Here is an 11,989-nt window from a genome sequence, read left to right as displayed (position 1 = left end):
GCCTCAGGGACCGCGAACAACGTCCTCGCCGTCGTCACCAACCCCACCCCCTCGCCGAGCGCCACACCGAACAATGACCACCAATGTCGAACTATAGTTCGATCATACCGGCGCCACACCGAGCGCACAAGGGTTCGAACAAAACCGGACGGCGCGTCGCGCGGCGGGCCGTGACCGCCGCGTCAGGCCAGGCGGGTACCGACCCACTCCGCCAGCACGCGGGCGCAGGCGTCGACGCCCTCGACCCACGTGGTCCCGGCGGATTCGTCGGCGGAGTCCGAGACGTGCTTGACCAACCGGGTGGGCACGCCGAGCATCGCCCCCGCCGCGGCGACCGCGTACCCCTCCATGTCCACCAGGTCGGCGATACCCGCCAGTCGGTCGCGCACCGGCCCGCCGGCGACGAAGCGGTCGCCGGTGGCGAGCACCGGCGCAACCGTGCCACCCGGCGCCGAGGGCTCGGGCGCCTGCTCCGGAGTCACGGCACGGATCGCCGACAGGGCGAGCGGCGGACCGTCGTGACGACCGGTGACCGCGTGCAGCGCGGGGTCGTCGAAGTCGTGCTGGAACACCGTCGCGACCTCGTGTGTGCCCTCCATCCCCGGGTGCAGACCGCCGGCCGTGCCGACGTTGACCAACTCGCGCGGCCGGGCGCCGCCACCGAGGGCGTGCGCGACGGCCACGGCCGCGCGGACCTTGCCCACCCCGGTGACGAGGACGGGGAAGTCGGTGACGAAGTGCCGGGCCTCCTGCTCCAGGGCCACGACGACGAGCGGATGGGCAGGGTCCACGGTCCCGATGAGTTCCACGGCCATACCGTATCCGCGTCTGCGGTGGCGGGTGGCCCGGCGGCGCCTACGGTGGGACACGTCACCACCGCGGCCGGGGCCGCACAGGGCGCCCCGGCACACCAGCGAAGAGGTCGTCCACGATGTCCGTCCACGCCGCCCGCACCCCGCGCCCCGCCCGCGCCACTCACCCCGCCCGGGCACGCCACGCCCGCGCGCTGCTCGCACTCCCTGCCGCCGCGCTGCTCGCCGCGGCCGGATGCACCTCCGGGTCCGACGACCAGGCCGCCGAGCAGACCCCCGCCGAGCAGACCGTCACCGTCACCGAGCAGTCCTCCGCGCCGACCGTCCCCGAGCAGGATCGAGCCGCCGGTGACGCCACCGCCGCACCAGGGCTCGTCGACTGCTCCGGCGAACGCACCGGTGAGGACATCACCGGCGACGTCCGGGTCCTCGACGGGCAGACGTGCATCCTGCGCGACCTGTCGGTCAACGGGGACGTCGACGTGCTCGGTGGCGGTCGCCTCGAGGCGTACAACGTCCGCGTCACAGAGGACATCGACGCCGAGGGCCACATCGCCGTGCTCGTCACCGGCGGCGAGGTGACCGGCTCCGTCGAACTCGAGTATGGGCGCGAAGCCACCCTGGAGAACGTCCGGATCGGCGGCGACGTCGAATCGGAGGAGAACTCCGGCGTGCAGCGCTTCGAGGGCAACACGATCGGCGGGGACCTCGAGTGCGAGGCGAACGACCCGGCCCCGACGGGCGGAGGCAACCAGGTCGCCGGCGAGCGCCAGGGGCAGTGCGCGACCCTGTGACCGGCCGTCCGGCGTGACCGGCGGCCCGGGCGCCGACCGTCAGGCGCCGGGCGGGTCCCACCACCGGCGCTCCCGCGAGCCCAGCGGTAGCCGGGCCACCACCTCGTGACGGGCCCGGCCGTGGGGTCCCTCGCCGAGGAACGAGTCGACGAGGGCGATCTCGGAGACCTCCCACTCGCTGCTGGTGAAGGTGTCGAGCACGCGGAGCCACGCGGTGGCGTCGTCGCGGCCCCCGAGCCTCGCCAGCGTGAGGTGCGGACGGAACCGCGCCCCGTCAGGGACACAGCCGGCGGCGTTGGCAGCCGACCGGGCGCCCGCGGCGAGCGCGTGGAGCGGCCGCCCCTCCGGCTGGTCCACGCCCGCCCACAGGACCTTGGCCCGCTCGACCGACGGAAAGGCCCCGGCCCCCGCCAGGCGCACGCGGAACGGCTCGTGCTTGCGGGCGACCGCCTCCAGGCGCTCGGTGAGTTCGTCGAGGCGCCAGTCGTCGACATCGGGGCAGAACGTCAGCGTGAGGTGCCACTGCGAGGGACTCGTCCACGCCAACCCGGGCCGCGGCTCGAGGAACGTCTCGAGCTGGTCGCGAACCTCCTCCGGCGGCATGACCGCCACGAATATCCGGTGACCCATCAGCCCACAGTGGACCAGCCGCCCGCGAGCCACAACCCCAGCGCCGCGGCGGCGACCGCGGAGAGCATCGTGCCGACCCCGTAGACCACCGCGGTGCCGAATCGCCGCTCGCGGACCAGGCGGACGGTGTCATAACTGGCGGTGGAGAACGTCGTGTACCCACCGAGCACCCCGGTGCCGAGGAGGACCAACGGGAGGGAGCCGTCGACGAGCAGGCCCGTGAGCAGCCCCAGCGCGAGCGACCCGGACACGTTGACCAGGAACGTCCCCAGCGGGAACCGACCCCGCCATCGGGCGGACACCACGCGGTCCAGCGCGTACCTCGCCGCCGCACCCACGCCGCCGCCGAGCGCGACCCACAACATCGTCACGACGGCGTCCCCCGGCGCGCCACCGCGGCCAGCACCATCCCGAGCGCGGTGGCGACAGCGCCCAGCACAAGCGTCACCACGCAGTAGGCCAGCGCCGCCGGACCGTCGCCGGAGCGGGTCAGCGTCGCGACCTGCAGCGCGATGAGGGAGTACGTGGTGAACCCGCCGCAGACGCCGGTGCCGAGGAGCAATCGCGCGCGTTGTCGTCGTCGTCCCCCATCGTGGTTCCGGCCGCCCCCGTCCTCACCGCCCTCCAGGGCGGTGAGCAGCGCGCCCAACAGGAACGCGCCCAGGACGTTGACGGCGAGGGTCGCGGCGAGCGCCGGCGCGAACGCCTCGGTCACGGCGACGCGCGCGGACGTCCCGATCGCGCCGCCGAGCGCGACCCACGCCACCGCGGCGGGGAACCTCACCCGGCCGCCCCACTCACCCGGACAGCCCGGCCTCCAGGGCGGCGTCGAGGCCGTCGCGGTCGCCGGTGACCTCCAGGCCCGCGGCGCCTGAGCGCACGCGCCCCCACAGCAGCAGGGCGAGGGTCTCCGGCGGGCCGGCCACCTCGACCTCCCCGCCGTCCGGGGGCCCCGGCAGTTCCCACTCGAGCGCGCCCAGCGCGCCCGCACCGACCGGCTCGGCGCCCGCCGCGAGGCCGCCCGCCGCAACGCCGTCCGAGGCCGCGTGGGGCACGGCGCGCAGGCGGATCGTCAGCGGCAGCGCGGGCACGCGACCGGCGAAGTGCGGGCGCATCACCGTGCAGAACTCGTCGATGCCGTCGACGGCCACGTCCTCCGACACGGGCGTCGTCGCGGCCGCGCCGTGCAGTGTGGCCTCGACGTCCCAGCGGTGGATCGTGGTCTCGTGCAGCTGCCGCCGGAGCCAGAAGTCGGCGCGGCCGGCGCCGGAGAAGGTCCAGGCGGGCGCGTCGGGGGCGGTGTCGGTGAGGGTCCGGAGCATCTCGTCGGCGATCCGCGCGTACCAGTCGGCGAGGGCGGCCGCGCCGTCCGTGGCCGGCGGCGCCGAGCGCTGCACCGCGCTCATGCCGCGGGTCCGGGCGTCGGGCGTCGCGTCGCAGACCGTCTGACCGGCCCACCAGTTGACGGTGCCCAGGTGCGCGACGAGATCGCGGACGGTCCAGTCCGGGCACGAGGGCACGGCGGCGGCGACGTCCGCAGCACCCGACCCCGAGCCAGCCGACCCCGAGCCAGCCGACCCGTCCCCCGCCAGTGCGAACCGCACCAGCCCGACCCGCGCCTCGAGCGCGTCGAGCATCCCGGCGTGGCTCAGGCCGCCGGTCATACCCGCCTCGCCCTCTCCGAGCCGCCGAGCGAGCCGCGGTCCCCGGAGTCGCCGCCCGGCCCGCGCCGCGTGAAGTCGATCTGCCGCCCCGCGTTGGACACGGCCACGACGGTGCCGGTGGCGAACACGCCGTCGCGGTCGAACAGCGAGGCCGTGCCCACCGCGACGCCCTCGGCGCTGATGTGCTCGTCGGCCTCGATCCCCAGGTCACGCGAGCGCGGCAGGCGCGCCAGCGCCACGGTGAGGTCGGCGTTGATGAAGCCGATCCCCTCGTCGCCCCAGTGCGTCATGAGGCTCGTCGACTCGGCCAGCGTCACCGCGCGCTGGAACGGCGTGGAGTCCTCACCGGTGATGGTGTCGAGCGGCTGCTGCCAGAAGCGTTTCCGCTGGTCATTCTGGTGCAGGCCCATGTCACGGTCCCACGTGACCGGGTTCTCGCCACTGCCGAAAAAGACGTTGGAGCCGGGCTTGTCGGGCTCGTCCGCGGCCCCCGTCGGGGGCTCGACGACCCGCCCCGATCGCCAGATCCGGCCCGGCGGCTGCTCGCCGCGACGCAGCTGGACGAGCGTGGCCCGGGCGACGGCCTTGTCGCCCTGCGTCAGCTCGACGTCGGCCACGCGGATGCGGTTCCCGGCACGGATCTCCTCGGTGCGCGCGACGAGCGGCTCGTTGCGGACCGGGGCGAACAGGTCCACGGTCAGGCGCGCCGGCTGGAAGCCGTCGGCGCCATGCTCGAGCTCCAGGGCGCGCGCGGCCGCCGCCACCACGGCGGGGCCGTTGACCATGCTGTCCGACCACGCGCTGCGCGCGAAGATCGTGGGGAGGTAGGCGCCCGAGTCGTCGAGGGTGAAGAACGCGCGCTCGCTCATCGGGCCACGCCGTCCGTGCCGGTCGCGCCGAGCGTGCGCGCCGTCCCCGCCGAGCCGCCCGCCCACGACCGCAGGATCGCCGCGAGCTGCGTCTCGAAGTACTGCTCGGCGCTGGGCGAGGAGCGCCACACGCTCAGCTCCAGCGAGACCACGCCGTGCAGCGACGCCCAGATGGCGGTCGCGGCCTCGTGCACGTCGGCGGCCCGGAAGACGCCCTCGTCGACCGCCGCGTCCACCACCTCGAGCAGCGGCTCGCGCCACAGCGGCTCGTCGGGGTCACCGGCACCGCGCTCGGCCCCGACCCGCGGCGACCGCGCGGGCTCGCCCACGACGAGGCCGTAGAGCCCCTGGTTCTCGAGCGCCCACAGGCGGTAGGCGCGGCACAGGGACCGGACGTCGCCTTCGACGCTGTCGTGCCGCAGGGCGTCGCGCAGGGCGGCGGCGAGCTGGCTGTCGGCCTCGTGCGCGACCGCGGCGAGCAGTCCGGCCTTGCCGCCGAACATCGTGTAGATCGCCGTGGTGGAGGTGCCCTGGGAGGCGGCCAGGGGCCGCAGTCCGAGCGTCTCCGGGGGCGCGTCGCGGAGCCGCCTGGTGGCCTCGTCGAGGATCCCCCGGCGCAGCGAGTCGTCGTACTGGGCGTGGGTGGAGGCACGCGTCGAGGAAGGGGTCACCCCGGCAGGGTACGACGACGACGACGAGTTCACCGTCATACCGGCGTGGCGTGTCGGCGGGACACCGTGATACGGGCGTCGCGACAGTGCCGTCACGCCGGCTCCGCACCTGCTGAGACAGTGTTACCCGCCCGTCTGCCGGGGCGGCCTAGGCTGGGTCCATGACCACCCTGAGCCGTCATGGCAGCGTCTACGTCCTGCGCTTCTCGGAGCTGATGGACACTGAGCCGACCACCACCGAGCCGACAGCCGAGCCCGGCAATCCCGAGAACGTCTTCTCGCCGGACCTCCTCGACTCGCTCGACGCCGCGCTCGACGAGGTCGAGGCCTCCGAGGGCCCGGCCGCGCTGGTCACCACGGGCGCCGGTCGGTTCTACTCCAACGGGCTCGATCTGGGGGTCGTCGCCTCGGACCCCGCGGGGCTGCCCGCGTACGTGACGCGGGTGCAGCGGCTGTTCGCCCGGGTGCTGCGGCTGGAGCTGCCGACCGTCGCGGCGGTCAACGGTCACGCGTTCGGCGCCGGGGCGATGCTCGCGGTGAGCCACGATCACCGGGTGATGCGGTCTGACCGCGGCTACTGGAACCTTCCCGAGGCGAGGCTGGGGATGCCGTTCCCGGCGGGCATGAACGCGCTCGTGACGACCCGCCTCGGTCACCCGGTGGCGGCCACCGCGATGCTCACCGCCCGCCGCTACCCCGCCGCCGAGGCCGTCTCGGCCGGGATCGCGCACGAGGCCGTCGACGCCGAGTCGGTCCTCGACCGGGCCGTCGCCGTGGCCGCGGAACTGGCCTCGCTGCGCGGGCCGAATTACTCGGGCATCCGCGCCGGTCTCGTCGCGGGGATACTGCCCCATCTGGACGCGCCGGTCGAGCGACTCTGAGCCGCCGGGATGGAATACGCCGCGAACTGACCGGCCGCGGCGTGAATCACGCAAGAGGAAAAGGACCTCAGCCCCCATCAACGGAGCCCATCGCCCGCCCGTCCGGGCGGCCGCGCTCTGCCCACGGCGATCAGTTGGCCGCAGCGTACGCGTCCATGATGTCGGCGGGAATTCGGCCGCGGTCGGAGACCTCATATCCGTTGTTTCGCGCCCATTCACGAATGGCCTTGGTCTCCCCCGACGAGGACGTCTTGCTCGCCGTCCGGCGTGCCGGCTTGGCCTTGGTCGATGTCACGCGGTGGCCGTTCTCGACGTACGGCGCCATGACCTCACGGAACTTCTCGGCGTTCTCATCACTGAGGTCGATCGTGTATTCCTTGCCGTCGAACGCGAACGAAATGGAATTGGCCTCTGTGCCGAGATCCGTTCCGTCGAGGTCGTCGATGTACTGAACCTGGAACTGTTGTGCCATGCGCTTCTTCTCCCTGCTCCGGCTGGCCCTCTTTCGATGACATTATGCACAAACAATTCACAAACCGCACACACTATGTTCGCGAACCGATCGGCGGAAATGTGTGCGGCGCTGACCTTTTAAGTCAGTTCACAGGTGTTCGCCGTGCACTTCCCCGGGGATTTCAGGAGCGGATCGACGCGGAATTCTCGCGATATCTACGGACGATCAGATCGATGATCTCCGGGTGCGCACCCAATGGCGCGGAGGTGATGTCCCCGCCCGCGGCGGCCAGTCGATCGGCGAAGAACCCCGGCGCCAGCAGGTGCGTCGCCACGGCGACCCGACGGTGCCTGTCAGCGCGCAACTGCGAGACCGCCTCGGTGACCGTCGGACTCGCCGCGGACGCGAAACCGGCGGTCACGGGCGTGCGGAGCAGCTCGGCGAGGCGCGCGGCCAGCGCGCGGGTCTCCGCGACCGACGACGCGTCGCTGCTGCCGGCCGCGCCGAGGACGACCGCGTCGGCGCCGAACGCGCCCGTCGCGCCGGCCTCGGCGAGCCGCTGCACGAGCGCCCGGACGAGCTCGGGCTCGGCGCCCAGGTGCGGTGTCTGCACGACGGGGCCGGGCGCCTCGCGGCACGCCTGCCCGACGTCGTGGACGACGTGGAACCCGCGCGCGAGGAAGGCGGGGACCACGACCGTCGGCACGCCGTCCGCGAGGATCTTCCCGGGCCCCGGCTCCTGGACGTCCACCCAGGCGAGTCGGCAGTCCACCCCGACGAGCTGCTTGCGCGCCTCGAGCAGGATCCGGCCCAGCACCCGGCGGCCGGCGGCGGACCGGGTCCCGTGCGCGACCAACAGCAGGCGGGGGCCGGCCGGACCGGACAGGGCTGTCATGTCATCGAGCATGCCGCAATCGGGGTGCGCCGCCGCATCGGCTCGGCGAAACTGGGGGGATGAACAGGCTGGCTCCATGAACAGGCGGCGTACATGAACAAGCGGCGGCGGCCCGAGGTGTCCGTGGCCAACTGGGAGGCCGTGTACGACTTCTACGGGCCCGGTCGGCGGCGGGACTGGTTCACCTACCCGCTGCTGGCGCTCGTCGACGCGATCTACCGGCCGCGGCTGCGGATCCCCGACGAGACGGTCGCGCGGCTGCACCGCCTGCACTCCGACGGCGTGGGCATCGTCGTGGCCGTCAACCACCCGTCCGCGCACGACCCCACCGTGCTCGCGGCGGCCCTGTTCGACCGGCGGATCCGCTTCCTCGCGAGCGGGACCGGGTTGACCAAGGACCCGTTGTTCCGCGGGCCCCTGCGACCGGTCTTCGAGTACACCGGCACGGTGCCCGTGTTCCGGGCCAAGAACTACGAGGGGACGGCGTCCGACATCCACGAGGCCGCCGCCACGCGCCTCATCGGGCTCTGCGTGGACCGGCTCGCGGGCGGGGGCGTCGTGCTCACGTTCGTCGAGGGCACCAACTCCTCCGCCGACGACCTGCGCACGCTGCGGCTCGAGTCGGTGAAGAAGGGCGTCGGCATGATGGTCGCGGGCGCCCGCGAGGCCGGCGCCCCGGTGGCCGTGCTGCCGCTGGGACTCGCCTACCACGGCCGCGAGCACGCGAAGCTGCCCCCGCGACGCGCCGTCGCCGCGGCGGCGCCGATCGTGGTGTGGGACTCCGGGCCGCCGCCGACTGTCGACGAGGTGCGCGCTGCCGTGCGGGACGGCATCGACGAGGCGCTCACGACCGCCTGGGGTTAGACCACGCCCGGGACGACCTCGAAGTCCACCCCGCCGGCCTCGAGCTCGCGGGCCCGATCGGCCAGGGTGGCCGATGCGGCGATCCGCACGACCCCGTGCCCCGCGGCGTACCGTGTCGCCACAAGATCCGCCACGCGGGCGGCGGGCAGGTCGGTGGCGGCTTCGAGCACTTCGACGTCGTCGTCTAGCTCCGCCACCAGTGTGGCGTCGGCCGCGCCGTCCACGACGAGCACGTCGGCGGTGTGGACGAGGCGCCGCGCACGGACGGTGAGCAGGTCGCCGTCGCCGCTGCCGCCGACCAGCGCGACCCACCCGGTGGCCGGGCGGCGGCGCGCACGCAAACCGGCGGGTGCGGTGGCCAGGGAGCGCGCGACGTGGCGTCCCACCCGCACCGAGCGGCGGGGGTCGCCCGAGTCGACGGCGATGCGCACGGTTCCGGTGGGCGTCGCGACGGCCGTGCGCGCGGGCACCCGCGCCGATCCCAACGCGGAGTCCCCGGCGGTGACGCACCAGATCCGCCGTTGCTCGCACAGTGCGGCGACCTCGGCGTCGATCCGGGGGTCGCCGGTGGCGACGTGCACCATCCAGGGACTGTCCAGGTCGGCGGGGGCGAAGGGCCTGGTGACGACGACGAGGTCGTCGCCCGCCCGCTCCGCGAGGTCGGCCATCGCCGGGTCGACGCGCGGAGCCACCACCCGGACGAGGGCGCCTGCCTCGAGGAACGTCGTCGCCCGGCGGGCCGAGACGGGTCCCGCCCCGACGAGCAGCACCTCCCGACCCGCGAGGCCGACGGTGAGCGGCAGCCCGTCCAGCGTGGGTGCCGGCGGGGCCGCCGGCGACAACGCGATGGTCACAGGTGGATGCCGCACTCGGTCTTGGACGAGCCCGCCCAGCGGCCGGACCGCGGGTCGGCACCGGCCTCGACGCGGCGGGTGCAGGGCTCACAGCCGATCGACGGGTACCCGTCGTCGAGGAGCGGGTTGAGCAGGCATCCGTGCTCGGCGGCGTAGTCGTGGACGCGCTCCATGGTCCACGCCACCAGCGGGTTGATCTTGACCATCGAGTGCTTCTCGTCCCACTCGACCATGGCCGCGCCGGCCCGGTGGTCGGTGTCGACGCGGCGCAGGCCGGTGATCCACGCCTCGTACCCGGACAGGGCGGCGTCGAGCGGTTCGACCTTGCGCAGGCGGCAGCACATCTCGGGGTCGGTCTCGTAGGGGCGCGGGCCGAGGGCGGCCTCGTGCTCCTCGCGGGTCGCGGGGCTGCGCACGTCCACCACGTTGAGACCGGGGGTGGCGGCGAGCGCGTCGCGGACGCCGACGGTCTCGGAGAAGTGGTAGCCCGTGTCCAGGAACAGCACGTCCACGCCGGGGGCGTGCTGCGCTGTCATCTCGGGCACGACCGTGTTGGCCATGGAGCACGCCACCGCGAGCGCGTCACCGAAGGTCTCCCCCGCCCAGGCCAGGACCTCCGCCGGGTCGATCTCGGAGTGGTTGCCGTAGAGGCCGCGGTCGTCGAAGCGGCGGCCCGCCTCCTCGGCGATGGCCTTGAGCTCGGCGGTGGTGCGCTTCCGGCCGGGGCCGGGCGTGAGGACGGTGCTGCGGGGCAGCAGTTCCAGGCTCACTGCGGTCATACGAGGACCTCCTCGTCCACCCGGTGCGCCCACTCGGCGAAGGTCTCGCCGCTGGCACCGGTCTCCATGTACTTGCGGATCACGCGTTCGACGTAGTCGGGCAGCTCCGCGGACGGCACGCGCAGGCCGCGGACCGTGCGGCCGAGCCCGCCGGACTCCTGGTCCTCCGACGCCAGCCCGCCGCCCAGGTGGACCTGGAAGCCGGGGGTGTCGCCGTCGAGGAGCTGGCCCTTGAGGCCGATGTCGGCGGTCTGGATGCGGGCGCAGCTGTTGGGGCAGCCGTTGAGGTGGATCGACAGCGGCGTGCGCAGGGGCGCGTCGTCGGCGAAGCGACGCTCGAGCTCGTCGACCAGCGCGGTGGCCGTGTCCTTGGTGTCGACAAAGGCGAGCTTGCAGAACTCGATGCCCGTGCACGCCATGGTGGCGCGACGGAAGGAGCTCGGGCGGGCGTACAGCCCGATCTCGGCGAGGCCCTCGACCAGCTGGTCGACCTTGTCCGGCTCGACGTCCAGCACGAGCAGCTTCTGGTGCGGGGTGAAGCGCACACGGTGCGACCCGGCGGCCTCGGCGAGGTCGGCGACCTGTGCGAGCTTCTCGCCGCCGACGCGGCCGACGGTCGGGGCGGCGCCCACGTAGAAGCGGCCGTCCTTCTGCTCGTAGATGCCCACGTGGTCACCGGAGCCGACGCCACGTTCGGGCGCCGGGCCGTCGGGGAGCTCGCGGCCGAGGTACTCGTCCTGCAGCACCTGGCGGAACTTCTCGGCGCCCCAGTCCTTGATGAGGAACTTCAGCCGGGCGCGGGTGCGCATGCGGCGGTAGCCGTAGTCGCGGAAGATGCCCACCACGCCGGCCCACACCTCCGCCGCCTCCTCCTGGCGGACGAACACGCCGATGCGGGTGGCGAGCTGCGGGTTGGTCGACAGGCCGCCGCCGACCCAGAGGTCGTATCCGGGGCCCAGCTCGGGGTGCTCGACGCCGACCAGCGAGATGTCGTTGATCTCGTGGACCACGTCGAGGCTCGGGTGGCCGGTGATGGCGGACTTGAACTTGCGCGGCAGGTTCGAGAACTCGGGCGTCCCGATGTACTTGGCCTTGATCTCCTCGATCACCGGGGTGGGGTCGAGGATCTCGTTCTCCGCCACACCGGCGACCGGGCTACCGAGGATGACGCGCGGGCAGTCGCCGCACGCCTCGACCGTGTCGATGCCCACGTCCTCGAGCCGCTGCCAGACGGTGGGGACGTCCTCGATCGCGATCCAGTGGTACTGGATGTTCTGCCGGTCGGAGATGTCGGCGGTGCCGCGGGCGAAGTCGGTCGAGATGCTCGCCAGCACGCGCAGCTGGTCGGTGGAGACCGCGCCACCGTCCGTGCGGACGCGCATCATGAAGTACTTGTCCTGCAGCTCGTCGGCCTCGAGCTTCGAGGTCCGGGAGCCGTCGAGGCCCTGCTTGCGCTGCGTGTACAGGCCCCACCAGCGCATACGGCCCGACAAGTCGTCCGACGGGATCGAATCGAAGCCCTCCTTGGAGTACGTGTCCAGGATGCGCTGGCGCACGTTGAGGGCGTCGTCCTCCAGCTTGAACTGCTCGTTGTGGTTGAGCGTGAGCTTGCCGTCGATCTTCCACTGCCCCTGTGGCTTGGCCGCGCGCGCGGGACGAGCGGTACGGGGGGCGGCTGCAGTATCGGTCATGGCGGCGAGGATAGTCAGAACAGACTGGTCTGTCTAACAAGGGTCGCCTAACCGCATCAAGCGTCCGCACCACCGGAAGCCTCCCCGCACGCGTTGCGCTCGGGTCTGCGCCGCCTGAAGAGCGCGCCATC

15 protein-coding genes are annotated in these 11,989 nt (G+C 73.2%); 3 read left to right on the top strand and 12 right to left on the bottom strand.

The window, feature by feature from the left end; genetic code table 11:
- Positions 1–182: 182 nt before the first annotated feature.
- A complete protein-coding gene (locus DCI01S_RS14890) occupies positions 183–815 on the bottom strand; it encodes a nucleosidase (protein WP_061229951.1) in 633 nt (210 codons plus the stop codon).
- Between the two features lie 116 nt (positions 816–931).
- Between DCI01S_RS14890 and DCI01S_RS14885 the strand changes: the two genes are divergently transcribed.
- Positions 932–1,606, top strand: a complete 675-nt coding sequence (locus DCI01S_RS14885; RefSeq protein WP_061229950.1) for a hypothetical protein — start codon at positions 932–934, stop codon at positions 1,604–1,606.
- A 39-nt stretch (positions 1,607–1,645) separates the two neighbouring features.
- Here DCI01S_RS14885 and thpR read toward each other — a convergent pair whose 3' ends face one another.
- From thpR to DCI01S_RS14855, 6 genes are read right to left on the bottom strand one after another with little or no spacing between them, the layout of a single operon-like run.
- Positions 1,646–2,236 (bottom strand): RNA 2',3'-cyclic phosphodiesterase, encoded by a 591-nt coding sequence (thpR, locus tag DCI01S_RS14880; RefSeq protein ID WP_061229949.1) that lies wholly within the window; start codon positions 2,234–2,236, stop codon positions 1,646–1,648.
- Positions 2,236–2,601, bottom strand: a complete 366-nt coding sequence (gene crcB / locus DCI01S_RS14875) for a fluoride efflux transporter CrcB (protein ID WP_043566389.1) — start codon at positions 2,599–2,601, stop codon at positions 2,236–2,238. The genes thpR and crcB overlap by 1 nt, the downstream gene beginning before the upstream one ends.
- A 2-nt stretch (positions 2,602–2,603) precedes the next feature.
- Complete coding sequence (locus DCI01S_RS14870; protein ID WP_061229948.1) at positions 2,604–3,020, bottom strand: fluoride efflux transporter FluC; 417 nt, start codon at positions 3,018–3,020, stop codon at positions 2,604–2,606.
- Between the two features lie 13 nt (positions 3,021–3,033).
- Entirely contained in the window at positions 3,034–3,900 is an 867-nt protein-coding gene (locus DCI01S_RS14865) for a maleylpyruvate isomerase N-terminal domain-containing protein (protein ID WP_061229947.1), read from the bottom strand.
- The gene (locus tag DCI01S_RS14860) at positions 3,897–4,769 is read right to left on the bottom strand and encodes an acyl-CoA thioesterase domain-containing protein (RefSeq protein WP_061229955.1); all 873 of its coding nucleotides are present in this window, start codon (positions 4,767–4,769) and stop codon (positions 3,897–3,899) included. The genes DCI01S_RS14865 and DCI01S_RS14860 overlap by 4 nt, the downstream gene beginning before the upstream one ends.
- A complete protein-coding gene (locus DCI01S_RS14855) occupies positions 4,766–5,440 on the bottom strand; it encodes a TetR/AcrR family transcriptional regulator (RefSeq protein ID WP_244881759.1) in 675 nt (224 codons plus the stop codon). Before DCI01S_RS14855 ends, DCI01S_RS14860 begins: the two co-directional genes overlap by 4 nt.
- A 161-nt stretch (positions 5,441–5,601) precedes the next feature.
- Here DCI01S_RS14855 and DCI01S_RS14850 point away from each other — a divergent pair, with 161 nt between their 5' ends.
- Positions 5,602–6,321: an enoyl-CoA hydratase/isomerase family protein gene (locus tag DCI01S_RS14850; RefSeq protein WP_082767853.1), complete on the top strand. Its 720-nt coding sequence runs from the start codon at positions 5,602–5,604 to the stop codon at positions 6,319–6,321.
- Between the two features lie 130 nt (positions 6,322–6,451).
- Here DCI01S_RS14850 and DCI01S_RS14845 read toward each other — a convergent pair whose 3' ends face one another.
- Positions 6,452–6,793 (bottom strand): histone-like nucleoid-structuring protein Lsr2, encoded by a 342-nt coding sequence (locus DCI01S_RS14845; protein WP_061229945.1) that lies wholly within the window; start codon positions 6,791–6,793, stop codon positions 6,452–6,454.
- 163 nt (positions 6,794–6,956) lie between these two features.
- Positions 6,957–7,670 carry a sirohydrochlorin chelatase gene (locus tag DCI01S_RS14840; protein WP_061229953.1) on the bottom strand — a complete coding sequence of 238 codons (714 nt, stop codon included), beginning with the start codon at positions 7,668–7,670 and terminating at the stop codon, positions 6,957–6,959.
- Positions 7,671–7,763: 93 nt separating this feature from the next.
- On the opposite strand from DCI01S_RS14840, the gene DCI01S_RS14835 reads away from it, so the two are divergent.
- On the top strand, positions 7,764–8,534 hold the full coding sequence (locus tag DCI01S_RS14835) for a lysophospholipid acyltransferase family protein (RefSeq protein WP_244881758.1): 771 nt from the start codon (positions 7,764–7,766) through the stop codon (positions 8,532–8,534).
- Here DCI01S_RS14835 and DCI01S_RS14830 read toward each other — a convergent pair.
- Genes DCI01S_RS14830 through DCI01S_RS14820 form a run of 3 tightly spaced genes read right to left on the bottom strand, consistent with a single transcriptional unit; the run spans position 8,531 to position 11,858 of the window.
- The gene (locus tag DCI01S_RS14830; RefSeq protein ID WP_061229944.1) at positions 8,531–9,388 is read right to left on the bottom strand and encodes an NAD(P)-dependent oxidoreductase; all 858 of its coding nucleotides are present in this window, start codon (positions 9,386–9,388) and stop codon (positions 8,531–8,533) included. The genes DCI01S_RS14835 and DCI01S_RS14830 overlap by 4 nt on opposite strands.
- Positions 9,385–10,167, bottom strand: a complete 783-nt coding sequence (locus tag DCI01S_RS14825) for a phosphoadenylyl-sulfate reductase (protein ID WP_061229943.1) — start codon at positions 10,165–10,167, stop codon at positions 9,385–9,387. The genes DCI01S_RS14830 and DCI01S_RS14825 overlap by 4 nt, the downstream gene beginning before the upstream one ends.
- Positions 10,164–11,858: a nitrite/sulfite reductase gene (locus DCI01S_RS14820; protein WP_061229942.1), complete on the bottom strand. Its 1,695-nt coding sequence runs from the start codon at positions 11,856–11,858 to the stop codon at positions 10,164–10,166. The genes DCI01S_RS14825 and DCI01S_RS14820 overlap by 4 nt, the downstream gene beginning before the upstream one ends.
- Positions 11,859–11,989: the final 131 nt, after the last annotated feature.

The organism is Dietzia cinnamea NBRC 102147, assembly GCF_001571065.1.
GTDB classification, from domain to species: domain Bacteria; phylum Actinomycetota; class Actinomycetes; order Mycobacteriales; family Mycobacteriaceae; genus Dietzia; species Dietzia cinnamea.
The sequence above is the reverse complement of the archived record's forward strand: the minus strand, read 5'-3'. Positions and strand labels throughout refer to the sequence as shown.